We start from the raw sequence: 21,659 nt of genomic DNA on the forward strand, positions 1-21,659 counted from the left end.
ACACAGCGCGCTGATCAAGAAGCAACATCGCGCTCGCCTCTATCCCCTCACGCATATTCCGGCAGCTTCGCGGCTGCCTCCGGCGCCTTGCCGCGGATCATGTCGGAGGCCTTGTCGGCAATCATCAGGGTCGAGGCGTTGAGATTGGCGGAGATCATCCGCGGCATGATCGAGGCATCGATCACGCGCAGGCCCTCCATGCCATGGACCCGAAGCTGGTCGTCGACGACAGCCCACGGCGCGTCCGCCGGTCCCATCCGGCAGGTGCAGCCGGGATGGAAGGTCGTGGTGCCGCGCTGGGTCGCGGCCGCCAGCAGTTCGTCGTCGCTCGTGACCTTCGGGCCCGGAAAGTCCTCATAGGCGTAATACGGACTGAGCGGCTCGGAGGCGAGCAGCCGGCGCGCCAGCTTCATGCCAGCGACGACGACGCGGCGGTCGATCTCCTCGGCGAGATAATTGGTCTGGATGATCGGCGGCGCGAACGGGTCGGCCGAGCGGATCCGGACATAGCCGCGGCTCTCCGGCCGCTGCTGCCATGACGCCACCGTCATGCCGGGCTCGTCCTCGAGCTGGCCCTGCACGCCTTCCTTGTAGCTCGCCGGCGTGAAGGTGAGCTGCAGATCGGAGCTCTCGGTGGTCTCGCCGGAGTGCCAGAAGCAATAGACCATAGTCGGCGACAGCGACAGCAGGCCGCGCCGCGTCGTCGCCCATTTGATCGCCTCGCCCCACAGGCTGAAGCCGCGCCGCATTTCGTTGATGGTCCTGATGTTCTTGACCCGCGCCACCGAGCGCGGCGCGTAGTGATCCTGCAGGCCTTCGCCGACGCCGGGGAGCGCGTGGCGCACCTCGATGCCATGCGCCTGCAACAGCTCGGGCGCGCCGACGCCGGAGAGCTGCAACAGCTGCGGCGAGTTGTAGGCGCCGCCGGAAAGGATGACTTCCTTGGTGGCGCGGATCTCCAGGGGATCGCCGTGCTTGCCGCCGCGGTTATAGCGCACGCCGACCGCGCGCTTGCCCTCGAAGATGATCCCCGTGACATGCGCATGCGTGCGCACATCGACATTGGGCCGCCGCCGCGCCGGATGCAGGAACGCGGTCGCGGCGCTGACCCGGCGGCCGTTCAGGATGGTGCGCTGGCAGTACGAGACGCCCTCCTGGATCTGGCCGTTGTAATCGGGATTGCGCGGAATGCCGAGGCTGACTGCGCCCGCCATGAAGGCCTCGCAGAGCGGGTCCTGCCAGTCCATCGTGGTGACGGTGAGATTGCCGTCGCGGCCGCGATAGGTGTCGTCGCCCTCGCCGATTCTTCTCTCCATGCGCCGGAAATAGGGCAGCACGTCGGGATAGCCCCAGCCGCGATTGCCGAGCTGCGCCCAGGTGTCGAAATCCTGGCGCTGGCCGCGGTTGTAGATGTGGCCGTTGATCGAGGACGAGCCGCCGAGCGTCTTGCCGCGCGGTGCATAGATGCTGCGCCCGCCGGTGTAGGGACCCACCTCCTGCTGGTAGGCCCAGTTCACGCTCTTCATGTGGAAGGTCTTGATGAAGCCGGCCGGCAGATGGATGTAGGGATGCCAGTCGCTCGGCCCCGCCTCGAGCACACACACGCTGATACCCGCGTCTTCACTCAACCGGTTGGTCAGCACGCTCCCGGCGGAGCCTGCGCCGATGATCACATAATCGAACGTTTCCATCGTCTCGCTTCTGGCGCTGACTATCGTGTCAGCGCGGCTTTTCGTTGAGTTGATAGGTCAGATGCGCCTTCACCGTCGGCCATTCGCTGGCGATGATGCTGTAAACCACGGTGTCGCGCAACGTGCCGTTGGGCGCGATCTGATGGCTGCGCAGGATGCCGTCCTGCTTCGCACCCAGACGCTCGATGCCGCGCCGGCTCTGGTGATTGAAGAAATGCGTGCGGAACTCGACCGCGATGCAATCGAGCTTCTCGAAGGCATGGGTGAGCAGCAGCAGTTTGCACTGCGTGTTGACCGCGCTGCGCTGCACACGCTTGGCGTACCAGGTCGAGCCGATCTCGACGCGACGGTTCGGCGTGTCGACGTTCATGTAGGTCGTCATGCCCGAGATCCGCCCCTCGGCGTCGAACACCGTGAACGGCAGCATCGATCCGGCCTTTTGCAGGCCGAGCCGGCGGTCGATCTCCTTGGCCATGTTCTCCGGCTGCGGGATCGCGGTGTACCAGAGCTTTGACAGCTCGCCGTCCTTCACCGCATCGACCAGCCCGTCGCGATGATCGTGTGACAACGGCTCCAGCCGCGCATGCGCGCCGCGAAGGGCGACCGGTTCAAGCCAGGGCATTCGAGATCTCTCCATCCTTGTCATTCCGGGCGATGCGCAGCATCGAACCTCAGGGGCGCAATTGCGCCCCGGGGAAGCTCGAGATTCCGGGTCTGGTGCTTCGCACCATCCCGGAATGACGATTGCGCTTCGCGAAGCGCAATCGTCATCTATTCAGAAAATTCAGCGGCAATCCCGGCCGCGGCCAGTCCATCGCGATCAGCTCGCCCTTGCCCGACAGCGTGATGTAGGCTGTCTTCAGCTCGGGGCCGCCGAAGGCGATGTTGGTGGTGACGCGGTCGCCGGTCGGCACCTGCTCGACCACGGTGCCGTCGGGCGCGATCACCGAGATGCAGCCCGAGACCAGCGTCGCGACGCAGACATTGCCGTTCGCTTCCACTGCGAGCGAGTCGAACATCTGGTAGCCGCCGAGGCCGGCGATCGGCTTGCCGCGCTCGCCGCGATAGATCACGTCGCGCGGCTTGACGGTGCCGGGCTCGGAAACTTCATACGCCCACAGCCGCGCGGTCGGCGTCTCCGCGATGTAGACGGTCTTCTCGTCCGGCGAGAGACCAATGCCGTTGGCCGGCAGGATGCCGTGCACAGCCTCGACGATCTCGTTCATGCCGGGCTTCAGATAATAGAACGCGCCAACGTCCATGTCGCGGGCGCGGCGCTTGCCGAGATCGGAGAACCACAGGCCGCCCTGCCTGTCGAACACCAGATCGTTCGGCCCGCGCAGCTCATGCTCGCCGCACTTCGTCACCACGGTCTCGACCTTGCCGGATTGCAGATCGACGCGCTGGATCGAGCCGCCGAGATAATCCTCGGGCTGCGGCCCCGGCATGATCATGTTGCGGGTCGGAATCCAGGAGAAGCCGCCATTGTTGCAGATGTACATCTTGCCGTCGGGACCGAGCGCCGCGCCGTTCGGGCCGCCCGGCACCTTGGCGACGATCTCCTTGCGCCCGTCGGGATAAACCCGGGTCAGCCGCTGGCCGCGGATTTCGACCAGCACGACCGAACCGTCGGGCATGACGACCGGACCTTCGGGAAACTCCAGATCGGTGGCGAGAACTCGGATATTGGCCATGGCATCCTCCCGGCTCTTTGGCTGCAGGCGGATTCCGAACGGCCCCGCACGCGCAACGTTGTTGTTTCATCCTGTTATGGCAAACGGGGTTTGGCTTGCCAAGCAATGGCCCCGCAAGGCTGCCCGGCGTTGAGGTGGGATGATGCCGCACTGATGCTGTCGTCGCCGCGAAGCCCCGATGTCGCGCCAAGTCCGCTACTGTCGTCCCGGCGAAGGCCGGGACCCATACTCCGCGGCGGTCGTTATGAGCGGGACTCGTCGTTCCGGCATCGCGTAACAACTTGCATTTGTGGTTATGGGTCCCTGCACTACTTTGGCAGAATCTGTTTGCGCCGGTGTTTTTCAAGGATTTGTTTTCGGCAGTATGGACACCGTTGAGACGGTGGCCGAAGGATGAGATCGACGATGGCGTGACGCACGGCGGGCATGGTTGGCTGAGGCGGAGGCCCGTTGATTCTTTTTTTTCCGCCCCGCGTATGCGAGGCGGCGATGTTGCAGGAAGGCGTAGGCAATCATTGTCATCAGGGCGTGGCGATGAAGACCCTGCCATGATCGCCCTTCGAAGTGATCAAGTCCAAGCTCCTCCTTCAACTGCTGATGCGCCTGCTCACAAACCCATCTTGCCTTGATAGTGGCGGCCAGTGTGCGCAGATCCGTCGCCGCAGGGAGATTGGCGAGATAGTATTTCTTCTCCCCCGAGGCTCGTTGCTCGCCAATGAGCCAGGCCTCGTCGCCTGGGAGATGCTGCTGACCCTTGTCCCAAATCCGCTGCGGAGGGCCGTCGGCGGTGCGGACACGGAGAGCAGCAAATCGGGCTTTCAGCCGACCTTTCGTCCCGCTGCGCCAACTCACGGTTTTCCATTTGGCGCTGGCCAGCATGTGTTCTGCCGCAATCGATAAGATATCTGGTACGTGGTGCTTTCGTGGTTTCCCGCGGACTTTGGTAATCGGCCAAATGAGCTTCACATTGACCGGATACACCTTGAGATGCCGAGGGATGCCGACGGCCCAGGCCAGCCCGCGTGCCGTTAGCCCTTGTCGAAACGGCGCGCTGAGCCCGTATCCTGCATCCGCCAGCACACATCCAAAGCGCACGTTGGCTGCCATCGCGCGGTCAATCTCGGCCAAAGCAATTTCCGGCTTGGACCGTGCCGTTCGGTGTTCGACCGGCACGCGAGCGCGCTTTAGACGAGACAGGTCGCTCGTCCAACTGTCGGGTAGAAAAAGACGCAACGCGACCATCACCGGCACTTCACCTCGCGCAAGCGTCAAAGACACCAGCGTTTGGCAATTTGCCGTTTTGCCGAGAGCCGATGCATATTGAGCTGCAACACCAACCGAACGTTCACCCTTCTTCGGGATCGCGGTGTCATCAATAACCAGCACCGCATCGTTGCCGCCGACAAGCCGGTCGGCCTGGTTGAGCAACTCAGATTCCAGCGCTGACGCGTCCCAGACACCATCGGCAATGAAATGGTGCAGCTGATCGTAGTTGCCGGTTGCGAGGCGTTCTGCCATCGGCTGAATGCTCTTGCGATCGCCAGGACCGATCAATCCCGCAACGTACAGGGGACACATCCGCTGCCGCGTCTTATGACCCAACCGGTCCAAGAACGGCATCAGCCAGCGTTCGAGTTCGTCTTCCCATTCCGCCATGGTCAGCCCTCCAAGAGCCGACCACCCATGAATCATTGAAAAATTGATTCGGGAATCCTAATAAAAAGCCGAAATCCAACAATCTGCCAAAGTAGTGCCTGCTCCCGTGCGCAATTGCGCACTAGCCAGGGAAGACACTGAATATGTTGCGCAGCCAGAGGGTCACACGCCCGCATTCTCGCGACATGAATTGTCCGAGCTTTGCGCTTCGTTCCGCCCTCTCTTGGACGGAGGGCGCAGGGAAAGCCGGGTGCCGATCGCACCCATGGGCCCCGTGCAAAAGGTAGAAAGCACGGGGGTAGGACCACAGGTGTAACCGGAGCAATCCGGCTTTCCCTGCGCGATGGGCTACGGCTTATACGTGCTCTCCCCGGCGAGACTTGGCTTGTTTGTCACCGTCTTCACAAGACGCGCGAGCGTTTTGTGAAAAGACACCTGCCGCTAGGGCGTCAGGCCTGCACGACTTCGCCGTCCGCCTCATGCGCACTCGTCAGTTGCGCAATCCGCGTCCACCGCATCTCGACCCACGTTCGTGACGACCGCGAAGCGCCCCTCGATCAGGTGAGACGGACGAACCATATACTGAGTTGCGCTTCGGATAAAGCGAAATATTTTCGCGCGCGAGGATTGACAGGTTTTTGCTGAGTTGCCCGTCGGGGCAGTTTGTCGCACCACGCTGTCGCGTTATGTCGCCGTCATGCCCCGGTGCACGATTGCGTACCGAGGGATGAAAGGGAGAGGCGCGAACTCAGCTCAGCGTGCCCGCATGCACCCACCAGGTGGGATGCCCGGCGCGGAGCTTTTCGCCGGCAGCCTCGGCGTCGGCGTCGGTTCCGAACACGGCAAAGCAGGTCGCACCGGAGCCCGACATGCGCGCCAGACGAACGTCCCTGGTCTCGCGCAGCGCGGACAGCACGTCACTGATGACGGGCTCGATGCGCGCCGCGGGGCCTTCGAGATCGTTGGTGCCGCGCTCCAGTGCCGCGATCCAATCGTCGATCGCGCGGCCGGCGTCCGGCCATGACGGCGCCTGCATCACGACGTCGGTGGCGCCGATCAGGAGCTCGCCATTGCGCAGGCCGAGCGCATTGAAGACGTCTCTGGTCGCAACCGGCACGCGCGGATTGACCAGCACGCACGGCATCTTCGGCAGGTCGAGCGGCAGCAGGCCTTCGCCGACGCCCGTCATGTCGCAGGCGCGCGAGGCGACACACACCGGCACGTCCGCGCCGGTCTGCAGCGCGACCTCCATGATCCTGCTATCGTCGAGCGAGAGCTCGTTGAGCCGCGCCAACAGCCGCAGCGCCGCCGCGGCGTCCGCCGAGCCGCCGCCGATGCCGGCCGCAACCGGCAGCACCTTCTCCAGCGTGAAGTGGCCGACCTCGAGGTCCGCGACGCGCTCGCCGAGCAGGCGTGCGGCCTTGAGCACCAGATTGTCAGAGGTGTCGCCGCAGGCATCGGCCAGCGGCCCGGCCATCGAAAGCGACAGCTCGGATCCCGGCTCGAGCGTCAGGCGATCGGCGCAATCGGCAAACGCGACGACGCTCTCGAGGTCATGAAACCCGTCGACGCGCCGCCCGACAACCTTCAGCGTCAGGTTGACCTTGGCACGCCCTTCTTCAATCAGCGCCGGCACGGCGATAAACCCCTAAAAACAAACATCATGATGCGATTAGCGTAAATCGCCGTACGATCCTATCCCTTTGTTTGGATGGAAATTCCAGGATTTGGGGTGCCGTATCGGCCTGCCTTCACCTCTCCCGTTTGCGGGGGAGGTCGGATCGCATCGAACGATGCGATCCGGGTGGGGGCTCTACCCACGGAGAGAATCTCTTTGCGGAGGTACCCCCACCCTGGCCCTCCCCCGCAAGCGGGAAAGGGAACGGTGGGAGCTCAGCAAGCGGACGGGAGGTCTAGCCGCCCTTGCCGTCGTCGTCCTTCTTCTTCTCGGCAGCGGCGGCGTTGGAGGTATCGTCCGGCAGGCCGTTGTCGATCTTGGCCTGGATCTTCGGCAGCTCTTCCGGCTCGGGCTTCAGGTCGCGGGCATGCGCCCACTGGAACTTGGCTTCCAGGGTGCGGCCGACGCGCCAGTAGGCGTCGCCGAGATGGTCGTTGATGGTCGGATCTTCCGGCTTCAGATCGATCGCGCGCTCGAGGTTCTTCACCGCCTCCTCGTAATTGCCGATCCGGTAATAGGCCCAGCCGAGCGAGTCGACGATGTAGCCGTCGTCAGGACGCTGATCGACGGCACGCTTGATCATCTTCATGCCTTCGTCGAGGTTGATGCCCTGGTCGATCCAGGAATAGCCAAGATAGTTCAGCACATGCGGCTGCTCGGACTGCAGCTCGAGCGCCTTGCGCATGTCGGCCTCGGCCTTGTTCCACTGCTTGGAGCGCTCCTCGCAGATGCCGCGATAGTAATAGGTGACCCAGGCATTCTTGTCGCCGCCGGCCGGCAGCGCGTCGATCGCCTGCGAATAGGTGGTGGCGCAGTCGGCGAACTTCTTGCGGCCGCGCTCGATATTGCCGAGCGCCAGGATCGCCTCGATGTCCTTCGGCTGATCCGATGTGACTTCCTTGAGGATCTTGATCGCCTCGTCGCTGCGGTCGGCGGCATCGAGATTGGTCGCGAGCTGGATCTGCGCGTTGCGCTTCAGCGGCGAGGACGCCGGCATCCGCTCGTAGACCTTGATCGCCATCTGCGGCTTCTTCACCGATTCATAGAGATCGGCGAGCGACAGCAGCGCCAGCGGATGGTTCGGCTGCAGATAGAGCGCGAGCTGCAGATAGACCAGCGCGAGGTCCTCGCCGCCGCGGCGGGTCAGCGTCGCGCCGATGCCGTACAGCGCCTCGGCGGCGCCGGCCTGCGGTGACTCGACCAGCGGCGGCAGCTTCTTGCCGGCCTTGGTCTCCTTGATGCCTTCCAGCACCAGCGGGTGACGCGGCAGCTTCTTGTCGAAGGCCTCGTACATCGCGGTCGCGGCGGCGGCGTCCTTGTTGCGCGACGTCCAGCGCGCATATTCGTCGACCGTGCGCAGCATCGAATCGTCGAGCTTGTAGACCTTCTCGAAGCGGGCGCCCGCGTCCTTCTCCTTGCCGGACAGCTCGTAGATCATGCCGGCATGCAGGTCCTTGAAGATCGGGTACCACTCGGGGCCGGTCAGCTTGTCGATCGAGGCAACCGCGGCCTTGCTGTCGCCGGCGCCATAGGCGGCCCAGGCCGACAGCAGCGTCGCGACGAGATCGGTGATCGGGCCGCGCACCGACTGGTTGATGTTGGACTGCGCGGCGGCATATTTCTTCAGCTTGAGATCGCGCACGCCGACGACCAGGCGCGCGACGCGGTTGGCCTTGTCCTGGGTCAGGATGCGGTCGGCAAGCTTGACCGCCTCCTCGATGTCGCCGTCGGCGAGCGAGGAGATGAAGGCGCGGTCGAGCAGCTCGGAATTCTTCGGGTCGGTGCGCAGCGCCGAGCGGTAGAACGCCGCGGCCGAGGTCGCATCGCGCTCGACGCTGGCGTGGCGAGCGGCGAGATAGCTGCCGGCGGTGGTCAGCGACTTCAGGTCGTTCTTGGACGGGAATTGCGCGGTATTGTCGGTCGGATGGTCCGGCGTTTGCGCTGCAAGCTGCGCAGGGACGGCAAGCGCCGCGGCAGCGAGAACGGCAATCGTCAGGCGGTGGAATCGGGTGGACAGCATCACGGTCGCCTTGCTCCAGGGATTTACGCCAAGATGGATTTTATGGCCAAGATCTTGCGATCAGTCTCAAAATGCGAACCCAAGCGGCGGCATCACGGCGGGGGACAATGCCGCTTTTGGCGCTTATCCGCAAGGATCGCCCAAAGGCAATCCATGACGAATCAATTGGCAGATTAGGCCTTTAAGCCCGCCGATCCAGCCAGCCCCCGCAAGACGCTTCCACTATGGCGGTATCGTGACCGGGCCGGGCATATTCGCGCGCGAACGCAAAAAGCGCCCCAAGAGGCTCGCCACGCGGCCAGTTCCACCTCTCCCCTTGTGGAAGAGGTCGGAATTCAAGCGAAAGCTTGAATTTCCGGGTGAAGGATTCAGGTCTATCCGTCGATTGAAGTCCCTCGATGGACCGGTACCGTCACCCCGGATTGCATCTGTCGATGCAATTCGGCCTCTCCCACAAGCAGAGAGGCACAGCGCAGGTTACGGCAACTCGCGCGGCCGCCTCACGCAAATGTGGTCGGCCGCCTCGAGCTCACCGTCGCCTTACATCGCCTCGTAGTTCGGACCGCCGCCGCCCTCCGGCGGAACCCATGTGATGTTGCCGTTGGGGTCCTTCACGTCGCAGGTTTTGCAGTGGACGCAGTTCTGGGCGTTGATCTGGAAGCGCGGGCCCGACGACTCCTCGACCCATTCATAAACGCCGGCCGGGCAGTAGCGGTTGGAGGGGCCGGCGAACACGTCGTGCTCCGAGGTCTTCTGCAGATTGAGGTCGGCGACCTTGAGGTGGACCGGCTGATCCTCCTCATGGTTGGTGTTGGACAGGAACACCGACGACAGCTTGTCGAACGAGATCTTGCCGTCCGGCTTCGGATAGGCAATCGGCTGATGCTGCTTCGACGGATCGAGCGTCTTGCGGTCCGGCTTGGCGTGCGACTGGGTGCCGAACAGCGAGAAGCCGAGCGTGTTGCACCACATGTCGAAGCCGGAGAGCGCCATTCCGAGCAGGTTGCCGAACTTCGACAGCAACGGCTTGGCATTGCGGACCTTGAACAGGTCCTTGCCGATCGCCGACGAGCGCCAGGCGTTCTCGTACTCGACGAGCTCGTCATTGGCGCGGCCGGCGCCGAGCGCGGCCGCGACATGCTCGGCGGCGAGCATGCCGGAGCCCATCGCATTGTGGACGCCCTTGATGCGCGGTACGTTGACGAAGCCCGCCGCGCAGCCGATCAGCGCGCCGCCCGGGAACGAGAGCCGCGGCACCGACTGGTAGCCGCCCTCGGTGATGGCGCGCGCGCCATAGGCGAGCCGCTTGCCGCCCTCGAACAGCTCGCGGACATCGGGATGGGTCTTGAAACGCTGGAATTCGTCGAACGGCGACAGATACGGATCGTTGTAGTTCAGATGCACGACGAAGCCGACCGCGACGCGGTTGTCGTCGTAGTGATAGAGGAACGAGCCGCCGCCGGTCTTGTCGTTCAGCGGCCAGCCGAGCGTGTGCTGAACCCGCCCCTTCTTGTGCTTCGCCGGGTCGATCTGCCAGACCTCCTTGAGGCCGATGCCGAACTTCGGCGGCTCGGAGTTGGCATCGAGATTGAACTTCGCGATCAGCTGCTTGGACAGCGAGCCGCGTGCGCCTTCGGCGAACAGCGTGTACTTGCCGAGCAGCTCCATGCCGCGGGTGTAGGAATCCTTGTGGCTGCCGTCCCTGGCGATGCCCATGTCGCCGGTGGCGATGCCGCGCACCGCGCCCTTGTCGTCATAGAGCACCTCAGTGGCGGCAAAGCCCGGATAGATCTCGACGCCGAGCGCTTCCGCCTTCGGTGCCAGCCAGCGGCAGACATTGCCGAGCGAGCCGATGTAGCAGTGATGATTGTTCATCAGCGGCGGCATGATGAAGTTCGGCAGGAGGAACCAGCCTTGCGACGTCGTCCAGTAGAAGCGGTCCTGCTTGACCTGCGTCTTCAGGGGACAGTCGGCATCCTCGCGCCAATCGGGCACCAGCTTGTCGAGGCCGGCGGGATCGATCACGGCACCCGACAGGATGTGCGCGCCGACCTCGGAGCCCTTCTCCACCACGACGATCGAGAGCTCCGGATTGAGCTGCTTCAGCCGGATCGCGGCCGACAGGCCCGACGGGCCGGCGCCGACGATGACGACGTCGAATTCCATAGACTCGCGCGGAGGAAGGTCTTCAGCACTCATGATCTTTGATCTCAGCCCATTGAGAACGCTTCTAAGCTTTTCAGAGGTCGTTGTTTCCGATTTTTAACGGAAGGACAACCATGGAATTGCGCTTGGCGAGGTTTCGCGCGGCCGCGACGCCACAGGAGCATAATCTTTTCCAAAAACCCGCCTCCACTTTTCCCGTTCATGCTAAAATTACACCCATGATGGCCCTGCCGCCCGAGCCCACCCCTACACTGCAGCAATTGCTTGCCTTTTACCTCGAGGCCGGGGTCGATTGCGCGCTAGGCGATGCGCCGATCAACCGGCTCGAGGAGCCCGAGCCAGTTCCCGCCCCTGCCGCGCCGCGTCCATCAGTTGCGCTCAATCCGCTGCGTCCGCCGCCGATGCCGTCAGTTCCGCGCAGCGAAATCACCGTGGCGCCGGATGCGGCGATCGCCTCCGCGCGCGAGGCGGCGCGGACCGCGCCGACGCTTGAGGCCCTGCGCACGCTGATGGAGAATTTCGACGGCTGCGCGCTGAAGCACACCGCGACCAGGCTGGTGTTCGCCGACGGCAATCCGCAGGCGCGCGTGATGTTCGTCGGCGAGGCGCCGGGCCGCGACGAGGACATCGAGGGCCTGCCGTTCGTCGGCCGCTCCGGCAAGCTGCTCGACCGCATGATCGCCGCGATCGGGCTCGACCGCAGCAAGGCCTATATCGCCAACGTGATCCCGTGGCGGCCGCCCGGCAACCGCACGCCGACGCCGCAGGAGACGCAGGTGTGCCTGCCCTTCATCCAGCGCCATATCGAACTCGTGAATCCCGACGTGCTGGTGACGCTCGGCAATCCCTCGACGCAGGCGCTGCTCGGCACGCGCGAGGGCATCATGCGCACGCGCGGCAAATGGATCGACTACGACACCGGCACCCGCACGATCCGCGCCGTCGCCACCTTCCATCCGGCCTATCTGCTGCGCTCGCCGTCGTACAAGCGGCTGTCGTGGCAGGATCTGCGCGCGATCGCGAAGGTGCTGCAGCCGGCGATAACTTCGTAGCCCGGATGGAGCCAACGGGTCGCGCGGACGCGCGCCTGATGACAGGCTCCGCGCAATCCGGGTGGATCAGGTGGAGTGATAGAGCGGCCCCGGATTTCGCTGCGCTTCATCCGGGCTACGGCTCCATGTCAAATCACGTCCCCTTCGGCCGCACGATCGCCCAGCCGATCCGCAGCACCGGCTGCCGTCCGTTGACCAGCCGGTCGAACGAACGCGGCACTTCCGGCACGAGGCCGGGGAAGCGCTGCGCGATGTCGGGCGGCGGCGTACCGGCGGTGTCCTGTGCGCGCCACACCACGACGCCGCCGGTCTCGTTGAATTTTGCGACCGACAGCCACGGCGTCCACTGCGGCGTGGCGTCGAGCAAGAGATGCGGGCGGCGGCGATTCATCGCAATCAGGCTGGCAAGTTCGGGATCCCCGGCCACCGCGCGCAGGCGCTGGTTGGTGCGGCGCTCATAGCTGTCATCGAAGAAGCGGCCCAACGCAGCTGCCGGCAGCGAGGTGGACGCCTCCGTGGTGCTGGTCCAGGGCAGGAACAGGGCCGCCGCCAGCGCCAGCGCGGCGGGCGCCGCGACCGCCAGGGCCCAGACCGAACGCAGCAGCCGCTGCCGCCTGAGCGGGATCATATCGCCGGTCGCGACGACGACGGCGAGCCCGGACATCAACAGCGCCACACCGGCGCCGCCGAAGGCGCGATCGAGATTGAACAGCCCGGAGACGAAGCTGCTCGCGATCGCCGGCGCGAACGCGAAGAAATACACGAATTGCCGCGCCAGCGGACTGACCGGCGGACGGTAGATGATCGGGGCATCCTCGGTCTTGCCGGCGAACCAGCGCGAATTGAGGATCGCCAGCAGCGCGATCGCGGCGGTCGCCACGATCAGCCCGCCGAGCACCACGCCCCAGCGCAGCGCGCGCGCCTTGAGATCGGCGGGCGCAGGCAAGGCCGGCAGCGCCAGCACGTCGGCGCGGACCAGCCAGATCAGGTAGGGCAGCGCCAGCACGATGATGACCAGCAGCGCGTAGATCGGATCGACCGATTTGAGCATACGCCGGCCGCGCTCGGTTGCGAGCGCAAAGCCCGTCACGAGCAGGATCATGCCGATCGCCGCCGGCGTCGTCAGCAGCAGCAGGCCGCAATCGATCGACCAGGCGAACCAGGCGCTGCGCCGGTTCTGCCCGATCAGTTGCCAGGAATGCAGCAGCAGCAGCGCCCAGAGCGGGCGCGCCAGGATCAGCGGGCCGAACTCGACGCTCGGCGAGGAGAACACCACCACCGTCATCGACAGCAGCACCGCCAGCACGCCCTGCGGGCCGCCGACGATGGCGCGCGCCAGGGCGTAGAAGGCGATGAAGGTGACGATTTCGCAGACCTGCGCCAGGAGATAGACGCCGAACACGTGATTGCCGACGGCGCGGAAGGCGATGTCGGCGAGCCAGAACGCGAGCGGCGGCCCCATGTCGGTGCCGACCTGGTATTCGCGACCGAAGGCGAGGATGGCGGCGAGGTTGCCGGGCGGGCTGCCGTAGAAGATGGCCGGCAGGAACAGCCAGATCGCGGCCTGCGCCAGCACCACGATCCAGACCACGAGGCGCGGCCGGGCGCGGATCAGTTCGACAACCAGGGAGGTAAACCGCATGAAACGCCTGAAATGCCCCAGCCACCCCTATCAAGCGGCGCCATCTGATCCCGAGGGTTTTTGATAAACGGCGGCGGCGGTGGAGGCAACGGTGTCGCGCCAGACTGCACTGTAAAGTCAGTCTCCGCTGTCATCCCCCGCTTCCGCTGTCATCACCCGCGAAAGCGGGTGATCCAGTACGCCGCGGCCTCTCGATCAAAAACGACTGCCTCTGGAATACTGGATCGCCCGCTTTCGCGGGCGACGACAGCGTCGCGTGGTTGGAGACGGTGCGCTTACGCCGCTTCGGATGCCGCGGCTTCGCTTTCGGCGTCCACCGTGAACAGGTCCGGCTCCGCCGGGACCGGGAAATGCTTCAGCCGCGCGGCGACGACGGGCGCGAAGAAGCTGCGGTGATGGCTGCTGGGACCGAGCCGGTCGAGCGCCTCGAGGTGCTCGGGGACCGCGTAGCCCTTGTGCTGCTCGAAGCCGTAACCGGGACAATCCAGCGCCAGCGCGCACATCAGGCGATCGCGCGTCACCTTGGCGATGATCGAGGCCGCCGCGATCGAGGCCACGATGCCGTCGCCGCCGATCACGGCGTCGCAGTCGCAGGGCGTGGCGAGCTTGTCGCGGCCGTCGACGAAGACGTGCTTCGGCATTTCCGGCAGCGCATGCACGGCGCGCGCGAGCGCCCACAGCGAGGCGCGCAGGATGTTGTCGCGGTCGATCCGCGCCCGTGACGCCACCGCGACCGAGAACGCCGATGTGGCGCAGATCTCCTCGAACAGTTCCTCGCGGCGCTCGACGGTCAGCCGCTTCGAATCATCGAGGCCCTTGGGAATCCGATTTGGGTCCAGCACCACGGCGGCGGCGACCACGGGACCCGCCAGCGGCCCGCGCCCGGCCTCGTCGCAGCCGGCGACCGGCCAGACGCCGCGCTTGATCAGCGCGCGCTCGCGCCGAAAGCTCGGCCGCGTCACCACGATGACGCGCTTGTCCGGCCTGGCCGGCTCGGCCGGTTTCTTCTTCGACGCGGTCTTAGACGTGCTGTTGGACTTGTCCCGAATCATGCGGGGATCGTGATCAAGCCCGGCCCGCGGCGCAACCTGGAACTTGGCGCCCTTCCCCGTTATTCAATTCGCCGCTCTAATCGGGATCGGCGCTCTAATCGGGAATTGACACCCGGCGGTCGTCGCGAACCTCAAAGCCCGGCGCGCGCACCACTTCCCAGGCGTGGCCGTCGGGATCGCCGAAATAGCCGCAATATCCGCCATAGCTGGTGGGCTGCGCGGGCTTCAGCAGCCTGGCGCCCTTCGACAGCGCAAACGCCATCACGCGATCGACCTCGGCGTCGTCGTTGCAGTTCCAGGCGATCGCGACGCCGCGGAACGCTGATGGCCGCGGCTGATCCGGCAGCCCGGCATCGGCGGCAAGCAGATGCCACGGGAACAAGCCGAGCACGGTGCCGCCGGTCTCGAAGAAGGCAACCTCCTCGCCGGTCGCGCGCATCTTCCTGGTGAAGCCGAGCGATTCATAAAAGTCGATACTGGCGCGCATGTCGCTGACGCCGAGCGTGAGGACGGTGAAGCGTGCGGTCGGGGTGTTACTCATTGTTGCACTCACTGTTTGACGTCTTCGTAGCCCGGATGGAGCGAAGCGCAATCCGGGAAATCTTTGGCCAGGGGTCGACGAGCCCCGGATTTCGCTGCGCTCCATCCGGGCTACGCGCCCTCACCTAGAATAGACTGAGCTGCTGTCCGTTGCGCTTCGGCTTGGCGAAGTGATCGGTGGTCAGCTTGGTCCGCCGCTTGTTGAGGCCGAGCTTCTCGCAGGCGATCTCGAAGCGGCGGCCGATCATCCAGGCCATCGGGCCGGTGCCCTTCATCCTGGTGCCCCATTGCGAGTCGTAGTCGCGGCCGCCGCGCATGTCGCGGATTAGCGTGAAGACGTGGCGATAGCGGTCGGGATAGTTCGCCATCAGCCATTCGCGGAACAGATCGCGGACCTCGAGCGGCAGGCGCAGCAGCACGTAGCTCGCCTCTTTGGCGCCGGCATGCGCGGCGGCATCGAGGATACGCTCGATCTCGGAGTCGTTCAGCGCCGGGATCACGGGGGCGACCATCACCGTGGTCGGGATGCCGGCGTCAGCGAGCCGCTTGATCGCCTCGAGCCGCTTCGGCGGGGTCGAGGCCCGCGGCTCCATGGTGCGGGCGAGTTTCGGGTCGAGCGTCGTCACCGAGAGCGCGACCTTGGCGAGATTGCGCTTGGCCATCCGCGCCAGGATGTCGATGTCGCGCACGACCAGGGCCGACTTGGTGACGATGCCGACCGGATGGCCGGCGCGCTCGAGCACCTCGAGAATGCCGCGCATGATCTTCCGGTCGCGTTCGATCGGCTGATAGGGATCGGTGTTGGTGCCGATCGCGATCATCCGGGCCTCGTAGTCCGGCGCCGCCAGTTCCTTCTCGAGCAGCGCGGGTGCGTCCGGCTTGGCGAACAGCTTCGATTCGAAGTCCAGCCCCGGCGACAGGCCGAGATAGGCGTGGGTCGGCCGCGCGAAGCAATAGACGCAGCCATGCTCACAGCCACGATAGGGATTGATCGAACGCTCGAAGCCGATGTCGGGCGAGTCGTTTCGGGTGATCACCTTGCGTGAGGTGTCGAGCGCCACGCTGGTCGTAAACGGCGGCAGATCCTCGAGACTCTGCCAGCCATCGTCGAAGGCGACGCGAGCCTCGGCCTCGTAGCGGCCGCTGGCGTTGGACTGCGCGCCGCGGCCGCGCCGCCGCTCGCGCTCGATCGCGACCGCAAGCTCGGGAAAAGGAGCAGGAACAGGTGAAGGTGCACCCGCCGGGTTATCGGAGGGCGCCGTTACCGGCGGGTGCTTGAGGGCATGAGAGGATGCTCGGCTCATGTTCTGAAGCTAACACAGCGCGAGAACAAATCAAGAACATGAGCGGAGAAATTCCACAGAACCTTGCTACAAAATTCTGCAGGCGAACAGGCTGCTTTGAATATGACAAGGTGATAACACGGCCGGAGTTTCTCCATCGTTTGAGCCATCGAAGCCTCAAAATCATGCTGAGCGTGATCATTCCAACCGACGGCGTCGAGCGCACCGCGGTCGCAACCTTGGCGGCGCTGGTGCCGGGAGCGGCCGCGGGTGTCATCCGCGAAGTGCTGCTGGTCGACCGCAGCAACAGCGATGTGATGGAGCGCGTCGCCGACGTCGCCGGCTGCCGCTTCCTGCGCTTCGAGGGCACGCGCGCCGCGGCGCTTGCGGCAGGCGCGCGGCAGGCGCGGTCGCCCTGGCTGATGTTCCTGCATCCGGGCGCGGTGCTCGATGCCGGCTGGATCGAGGAATCCACCCAGTTCATCCAGATGGTGGCGGCCAGCGGCAAGGACCGCGCCGGCATCTTCCGCTACGCCCGCGCGCCCTACACCGACCCCGGCCTGCGCGACGGCCTCAAATTCGTCGCCCGGATGATCACGGGTCCCTCGGCCGAACAAGGCCTTTTGATCGCGCGCGAACATTACGAGCGGATCGGCGGTTACCGGCCCGATGCCCGCCGCTCCGAGGCGCGCCTGCTGCGCCGGCTCGGCCGCTCCTCCCGCACCATGCTGCGCAGCCGGATCATGGTGGCTTGAAGCGTTTTCAAGCGAAGTGGGCACCGGTTCGCGTAAAGAAAACGCGTCAAAACCAGCCTGAAGCTTAGGTTCTGTCTTCAGAACCTAAGCTTCAACAAAGCGCTTGCGGATTATTTGATTCCGTCAAATAATATACTTGATGAAATCGAATTCCCATGACGCCACCCTCGAGAGCCAGGTCGCCGCGGTTCGCGGCTTCAGCCGGTTCTATACCCGCAAGCTCGGTATCATCGAGCCGAAGCTGCTGCACTCGACATTCACGCTGCAGGAAGCGCGGATCATCTACGAGCTCGCGCATCGCGAAAATTGCACCGCAACCGACCTGGTGCGCGATCTCGATCTCGATGCCGGTTTCGTCAGCCGCACGCTGGCGGCACTGCAAAAGCGCCAGATCGTGACCCGCAAGCCGTCGAAGGCCGACAAGCGCGTCAACGAGGTGACCCTCACCGCCAAGGGCCGCACCGCAGCCGCCGATCTCGACAGCCGCTCGCGCAGCGAGGTCGGGGCGCTATTGAAGCAGATGGACAGCGACCGTCGCGCCGCGGTGGTGCGCGCCATGGGCACGATCGAGCTATCGCTGGAGCCGCCCGCCGGGAAACCGGTCGGCTTCCTGCTGCGCAGCCATCGCGTCGGCGACATGGGCTGGGTCGTCTCGCGGCAGGGACAAGCCTACGCGGAGGAATATGGCTGGGACATCAGCTACGAGGCGTTGGTGGCCGAGATCTGCGCGCAGTTTCTGCGATCGTTCGATCCCGCCCGCGAGCATTGCTGGATCGCGGAGGTCGACGGCGAGCCGGTCGGCTCGATCTTCCTGGTCGACGGCGGCGGCAGGGTCGCCAAGCTGCGCCTGCTGCTGGTGGAGGAGAAGGCGCGCGGGCTCGGCGTCGGCCGCGCACTGGTCGAACAATGCATCCGCGCCGCGCGCGAGAAGGGCTACAAGAAGATGACGCTGTGGACCCAGAGCATCCTGGTCGCCGCGCGCGGCATCTACGCCCGCGCCGGTTTTCAGCGCGTCAAGGAAGAGAAGCATCACAGCTTTGGGGTCGATCTGGTCGGCGAGACCTGGGAACTGGAGTTGTAAAGCCGCAGCGCCGAGAAGTCTGGACTGCGTAGCCCGGATGGAGCGGAGCGCAATCCGGGAACGATGCGGCCGCGGAAGAGACTGCCCCGGATTTCGCTTCGCTCCATCCGGGCTACGGCAGCTCGCCTTTGAGATTCCGGGCTCATCGCTGCGCGATGCCCTCAGATGCGCAATTGCGCATCGGAAAGTGACGGCTGCTACGCGCTCGCGCCCTTCGCCTTCGGGCGGCGCAGATGTTCATCCAGCCGCGGCATGATCTCGACGAAATTGCAGGGGCGCGTGCGGTAGTCGAGCTGTGCGGCCAAAATGCCGTCCCAGCCGTCGCGGCAGGCGCCGGGCGAACCCGGCAGGCAGAAGATGAAGGTCGCGCCCGCAACGCCGGCGGTGGCGCGGCTCTGGATCGTCGACGCTCCGATCTTGGCGTGGCTCAGCATGTGGAAGGCGATCGAAAAGCCGTCCATCCGCTTCTCGAACAACGGCTCGACCGCCTCCGGCGTCACGTCGCGGCCGGTGAAGCCGGTGCCGCCGGTGGTGATGACGGCATCGACGGCAGGATCGGCGATCCAGCGCCGGATCACGGCTCTGATCGCCTCGACATCGTCGGTGACGATCTCGCGCGCCGCAAGCTTGTGGCCGGCCGCGGTGAGACGGTCGGCCAGCGTGGTGCCCGACTTGTCATCCGCCAGCGAGCGGGTGTCGGAAATCGTCAGCACCGCGATGTTGAGCGGGATGAATGATTTGGATTCGTCGATCGAAGGCATCGTGTACCTCACACACTGACGTCATCCTGAGGTGCTCGCGAAGCGAGCCTCGAAGGATGGGCAACGGGCGCTTCATCCTTCGAGGCTCGCCGAAGAGGCGAGCACCTCAGGATGACGCGGTCTAGAGCTACAAGCTACCGCCGAACGTGTTGCAGGCTTGCACTGTGCCCTGCTGGTAGCCTCTCATGAACCACTCCTTGCGCTGCGCGGCGGAGCCGTGGGTGAAGGAATCAGGCACCACCCTGCCCGTGGCCTGCCGTTGCAGCGTGTCGTCGCCGATCGCGTTCGCGGTGGTCAGCGCGGCGTCGATGTCGCCGGCCTCGAGGAAGCCCGGCCGCTTCTTCTCCTCGCGATTGACCCAGACGCCGGAGAGGCAATCGGCCTGCAGCTCGACCTTGACCTGCAGCGCGTTGGCCTCGCTCTTGCTGCCGGCCTGCTGCTGCAGCCGGTTCACGCGCGGAATGATGCCGAGCAGGTTCTGGATGTGATGGCCAGCTTCATGCGCGATGATATAGGCCGCGGTGAACTTGCAGGCGTTGCCCGAGCAGCCGCGGAAGCGCGTCTCGACCTCGCGGAAGAAGCCGGTATCGAGGAAGATGGTCTTGTCCGGCGGGCAGTAGAACGGTCCCATCGCCGACTGCGCCATGCCGCAGCGGCCGCCATTGGTGGCGTTGCGGAACAGCACGATCTTCGGACCGGTGTAGGTCTGGCCGCTGGCCTTGAAGATCTCGCTCCAGCGATCGTCGATCTCGCCCAGGATGCCGGCGATCATGCTGCCCATCTCGTCGGTCGGCGCGCCGCGCTTGGCTTGCCCGCCCGACGACTGCCGGTCGGTCTGGTAGGTCGGGGCCTGGCCGCCGCCGGTGAGAATCTCGGCGCCGCCGATCAGGATGCGCGGGTCGATGCCGAAGGCATAGCCGAGCAGGCCGAGCACGATGATGGTGCCGATGCCGAGCCCGCCACCACCCATCGGGATGCCGAAGCCGCCACCGCCACCTCCGCCCATCCCGCCTTCATCGCGACGGTCTTCGATGTCGTCGCTGCGGCGGAAATCATCATAGCGCATGGCGGTTTCCCTTCATTCCAGTCGGCGACCCAACGCGGGACACTCCAACTTAAAATTTCCATTCTGTTAATCAATATCCTGCCCGGCAATAATTGCCTAGTCGGAAGGCGCGCATCCCTTGCGGTGCAAACGGCTGCGAGTGAGGGCGAATCTACCGCGCGAATCGTGCCGGTTTGATGATCCGCAAATTTTTTCGCCGAACGCGCTGATGTTGCAGCACAACGCCGGCGGCACTGCGCCATGCCGCGCAAAAGATGCTGCAATCTTTAGCATGAAGATTTCCAATTAAGTCGATTTTTACTTTGCCGGGTCAATGTGGCGCCAGTCGGTTGTTTAGTCCCGCGTCGCCGACAGCGTCGCCTGAGTCAGAGTTCTTGAGTCATGGTAGTGTCGCGTCGCGGGGCGTCTGCAAGGGCGCCCCGCACTAAATTTGAGAGTGCCCCATCGAGCCACATCGTCATTGGCGATTGCGTGGCCGAATTGTCGAAGCTTCAGGCCGGCTCGGTCGACCTGGTCTTCGCGGATCCTCCCTACAACCTGCAGCTCAAGGGCGACCTCAAGCGCCCCGATGAGTCGCATGTCGATGCCGTCAACGACGATTGGGACAAGTTCTCGTCGTTCGCTGCCTATGACGATTTCACCCGCGCCTGGCTGCTGGCCTGCCGCCGGGTGATGAAGCCGTCGGCAACGCTGTGGGTGATCGGCTCCTATCACAATATCTTCCGCGTCGGCGCCATCATGCAGGACCTCGGCTTCTGGCTCCTGAACGACATCGTGTGGCGCAAGTCCAATCCGATGCCGAACTTCCGCGGCCGCCGCTTCACCAACGCGCACGAGACCATGATCTGGGCCGCGCGCGACGAGAAGGCCAAGGGCTACACCTTCAACTATGAAGCGCTGAAGGCGTCCAATGAGGACGTGCAGGCACGCTCCGACTGGCTGATCCCGCTGTGCACCGGCGAGGAGCGCCTCAAGGACGGCGACGGCAAGAAAGTGCATCCGACGCAGAAGCCCGAGCAGCTGCTCGCCCGCGTGCTGCTGTCGTCTTCGAAGCCCGGCGATCTCGTGATCGATCCGTTCAACGGCACCGGCACCACCGGCGCCGTCGCCAAGCGCCTCGGCCGCAGCTATATCGGCTTCGAGCGCGACAGGACCTATGCGGCTGCCGCCGAGGCGCGCATCGCCGCGATCGAGCCGCTGCCGGACGCAACGCTGGCGCCATTCATGACCGCGCGCGAGGCGCCGCGCGTTGCGTTCTCCGAACTGATCGAGCGCGGCATGATCGTGCCGGGCGCCAGGCTGGTCGACGCCAAGAAGCGCCACGGCGCCCTGGTGCGCGCCGACGGCGCCATCATGCTCGGCGACAAGGTCGGCTCGATCCACCGCATCGGCGCGGTCGCGCAGGGCTCGGGCGCCTGCAACGGCTGGACCTTCTGGCACGTCGAGACCAAGACCGGCCTGCGGCTGATCGACGAGCTGCGCGCCGAGATCCGCTCCGAGATGGCGGCGGGCTGAGGCAGGC

17 protein-coding genes are annotated in these 21,659 nt (G+C 65.0%); 4 read left to right on the forward strand and 13 right to left on the reverse strand.

What is annotated here, in order from left to right:
* Window positions 1–47: 47 nt before the first annotated feature.
* The 7 genes from ACE10X_RS35230 to ACE10X_RS35260 form a co-directional block, all read right to left on the reverse strand.
* Window positions 48–1,691, reverse strand: coding sequence for a GMC family oxidoreductase (locus ACE10X_RS35230; RefSeq protein ID WP_038386072.1), 1,644 nt, complete (start codon window positions 1,689–1,691; stop codon window positions 48–50).
* Window positions 1,692–1,719: 28 nt separating this feature from the next.
* Entirely contained in the window at window positions 1,720–2,313 is a 594-nt protein-coding gene (locus ACE10X_RS35235) for a GNAT family N-acetyltransferase (RefSeq protein ID WP_038386071.1), read from the reverse strand.
* A gap of 145 nt (window positions 2,314–2,458) precedes the next feature.
* Window positions 2,459–3,385 (reverse strand): SMP-30/gluconolactonase/LRE family protein, encoded by a 927-nt coding sequence (locus tag ACE10X_RS35240; protein WP_038386070.1) that lies wholly within the window; start codon window positions 3,383–3,385, stop codon window positions 2,459–2,461.
* Between the two features lie 342 nt (window positions 3,386–3,727).
* Window positions 3,728–5,077 carry an IS701 family transposase gene (locus ACE10X_RS35245; RefSeq protein WP_304556539.1) on the reverse strand — a complete coding sequence of 450 codons (1,350 nt, stop codon included), beginning with the start codon at window positions 5,075–5,077 and terminating at the stop codon, window positions 3,728–3,730.
* A 712-nt stretch (window positions 5,078–5,789) separates the two neighbouring features.
* Window positions 5,790–6,677, reverse strand: coding sequence for a 4-(cytidine 5'-diphospho)-2-C-methyl-D-erythritol kinase (locus tag ACE10X_RS35250; protein WP_038386069.1), 888 nt, complete (start codon window positions 6,675–6,677; stop codon window positions 5,790–5,792).
* Between the two features lie 277 nt (window positions 6,678–6,954).
* Entirely contained in the window at window positions 6,955–8,739 is a 1,785-nt protein-coding gene (locus tag ACE10X_RS35255; RefSeq protein ID WP_375763472.1) for a tetratricopeptide repeat protein, read from the reverse strand.
* A 540-nt stretch (window positions 8,740–9,279) separates the two neighbouring features.
* Window positions 9,280–10,938: an electron transfer flavoprotein-ubiquinone oxidoreductase gene (locus ACE10X_RS35260; protein WP_038386067.1), complete on the reverse strand. Its 1,659-nt coding sequence runs from the start codon at window positions 10,936–10,938 to the stop codon at window positions 9,280–9,282.
* 185 nt (window positions 10,939–11,123) lie between these two features.
* Between ACE10X_RS35260 and ACE10X_RS35265 the strand changes: the two genes are divergently transcribed.
* Window positions 11,124–11,957 carry a uracil-DNA glycosylase family protein gene (locus tag ACE10X_RS35265; RefSeq protein WP_375763473.1) on the forward strand — a complete coding sequence of 278 codons (834 nt, stop codon included), beginning with the start codon at window positions 11,124–11,126 and terminating at the stop codon, window positions 11,955–11,957.
* Between the two features lie 133 nt (window positions 11,958–12,090).
* Here the strand turns inward: ACE10X_RS35265 and ACE10X_RS35270 are convergent, their stop codons facing one another.
* The 4 genes from ACE10X_RS35270 to ACE10X_RS35285 all read right to left on the reverse strand — a co-directional run bounded on the left by ACE10X_RS35270 (window position 12,091) and on the right by ACE10X_RS35285 (window position 16,495).
* The gene (locus ACE10X_RS35270; protein WP_304556848.1) at window positions 12,091–13,599 is read right to left on the reverse strand and encodes a glycosyltransferase family 39 protein; all 1,509 of its coding nucleotides are present in this window, start codon (window positions 13,597–13,599) and stop codon (window positions 12,091–12,093) included.
* A 275-nt stretch (window positions 13,600–13,874) separates the two neighbouring features.
* Window positions 13,875–14,651 (reverse strand): ribonuclease HII, encoded by a 777-nt coding sequence (locus ACE10X_RS35275; RefSeq protein ID WP_038386064.1) that lies wholly within the window; start codon window positions 14,649–14,651, stop codon window positions 13,875–13,877.
* Between the two features lie 94 nt (window positions 14,652–14,745).
* Window positions 14,746–15,192, reverse strand: a complete 447-nt coding sequence (locus tag ACE10X_RS35280; RefSeq protein WP_038386063.1) for a VOC family protein — start codon at window positions 15,190–15,192, stop codon at window positions 14,746–14,748.
* Window positions 15,193–15,316: 124 nt separating this feature from the next.
* The gene (locus ACE10X_RS35285) at window positions 15,317–16,495 is read right to left on the reverse strand and encodes a PA0069 family radical SAM protein (protein WP_375763474.1); all 1,179 of its coding nucleotides are present in this window, start codon (window positions 16,493–16,495) and stop codon (window positions 15,317–15,319) included.
* Between the two features lie 164 nt (window positions 16,496–16,659).
* On the opposite strand from ACE10X_RS35285, the gene ACE10X_RS35290 reads away from it, so the two are divergent.
* Window positions 16,660–17,229: a glycosyl transferase gene (locus ACE10X_RS35290; RefSeq protein ID WP_028342969.1), complete on the forward strand. Its 570-nt coding sequence runs from the start codon at window positions 16,660–16,662 to the stop codon at window positions 17,227–17,229.
* Between the two features lie 139 nt (window positions 17,230–17,368).
* Window positions 17,369–18,310, forward strand: a complete 942-nt coding sequence (locus ACE10X_RS35295; protein WP_375763475.1) for a GNAT family N-acetyltransferase — start codon at window positions 17,369–17,371, stop codon at window positions 18,308–18,310.
* 197 nt (window positions 18,311–18,507) lie between these two features.
* Here ACE10X_RS35295 and moaB read toward each other — a convergent pair whose 3' ends face one another.
* Together moaB and ACE10X_RS35305 are read right to left on the reverse strand one after the other, a co-directional pair.
* Complete coding sequence (gene moaB / locus ACE10X_RS35300; protein WP_038386054.1) at window positions 18,508–19,071, reverse strand: molybdenum cofactor biosynthesis protein B; 564 nt, start codon at window positions 19,069–19,071, stop codon at window positions 18,508–18,510.
* Window positions 19,072–19,198: 127 nt separating this feature from the next.
* Entirely contained in the window at window positions 19,199–20,137 is a 939-nt protein-coding gene (locus ACE10X_RS35305) for a neutral zinc metallopeptidase (RefSeq protein ID WP_038386053.1), read from the reverse strand.
* Window positions 20,138–20,518: 381 nt separating this feature from the next.
* Here ACE10X_RS35305 and ACE10X_RS35310 point away from each other — a divergent pair, with 381 nt between their 5' ends.
* Window positions 20,519–21,652, forward strand: a complete 1,134-nt coding sequence (locus ACE10X_RS35310; RefSeq protein WP_028342966.1) for a site-specific DNA-methyltransferase — start codon at window positions 20,519–20,521, stop codon at window positions 21,650–21,652.
* The last annotated feature ends 7 nt before the right edge of the window (window positions 21,653–21,659 follow it).

Source organism: Bradyrhizobium sp. Pha-3, from assembly GCF_042258325.1.
GTDB classification, from domain to species: domain Bacteria; phylum Pseudomonadota; class Alphaproteobacteria; order Rhizobiales; family Xanthobacteraceae; genus Bradyrhizobium; species Bradyrhizobium elkanii.

Excerpts from the sequence above, each read along its gene's own strand:
- ACE10X_RS35230 (WP_038386072.1), bottom strand. The coding sequence starts at position 1,691 with ATGGAAACGTTCGATTATGTGATCATCGGCGCAGGCTCCGCCGGGAGC.
- ACE10X_RS35235 (WP_038386071.1), bottom strand. The coding sequence starts at position 2,313 with ATGCCCTGGCTTGAACCGGTCGCCCTTCGCGGCGCGCATGCGCGGCTG.
- ACE10X_RS35240 (WP_038386070.1), bottom strand. The coding sequence starts at position 3,385 with ATGGCCAATATCCGAGTTCTCGCCACCGATCTGGAGTTTCCCGAAGGT.
- ACE10X_RS35245 (WP_304556539.1), bottom strand. The coding sequence starts at position 5,077 with ATGATTCATGGGTGGTCGGCTCTTGGAGGGCTGACCATGGCGGAATGG.
- ACE10X_RS35255 (WP_375763472.1), bottom strand. The coding sequence starts at position 8,739 with ATGCTGTCCACCCGATTCCACCGCCTGACGATTGCCGTTCTCGCTGCC.
- ACE10X_RS35260 (WP_038386067.1), bottom strand. The coding sequence starts at position 10,938 with ATGAGTGCTGAAGACCTTCCTCCGCGCGAGTCTATGGAATTCGACGTC.
- ACE10X_RS35265 (WP_375763473.1), top strand. The coding sequence starts at position 11,124 with ATGATGGCCCTGCCGCCCGAGCCCACCCCTACACTGCAGCAATTGCTT.
- ACE10X_RS35270 (WP_304556848.1), bottom strand. The coding sequence starts at position 13,599 with ATGCGGTTTACCTCCCTGGTTGTCGAACTGATCCGCGCCCGGCCGCGC.
- ACE10X_RS35275 (WP_038386064.1), bottom strand. The coding sequence starts at position 14,651 with ATGATTCGGGACAAGTCCAACAGCACGTCTAAGACCGCGTCGAAGAAG.
- ACE10X_RS35280 (WP_038386063.1), bottom strand. The coding sequence starts at position 15,192 with ATGAGTAACACCCCGACCGCACGCTTCACCGTCCTCACGCTCGGCGTC.
- ACE10X_RS35285 (WP_375763474.1), bottom strand. The coding sequence starts at position 16,495 with ATGAGCCGAGCATCCTCTCATGCCCTCAAGCACCCGCCGGTAACGGCG.
- ACE10X_RS35290 (WP_028342969.1), top strand. The coding sequence starts at position 16,660 with ATGCTGAGCGTGATCATTCCAACCGACGGCGTCGAGCGCACCGCGGTC.
- ACE10X_RS35295 (WP_375763475.1), top strand. The coding sequence starts at position 17,369 with ATGAAATCGAATTCCCATGACGCCACCCTCGAGAGCCAGGTCGCCGCG.
- moaB (WP_038386054.1), bottom strand. The coding sequence starts at position 19,071 with ATGCCTTCGATCGACGAATCCAAATCATTCATCCCGCTCAACATCGCG.
- ACE10X_RS35305 (WP_038386053.1), bottom strand. The coding sequence starts at position 20,137 with ATGCGCTATGATGATTTCCGCCGCAGCGACGACATCGAAGACCGTCGC.
- ACE10X_RS35310 (WP_028342966.1), top strand. The coding sequence starts at position 20,519 with ATGGTAGTGTCGCGTCGCGGGGCGTCTGCAAGGGCGCCCCGCACTAAA.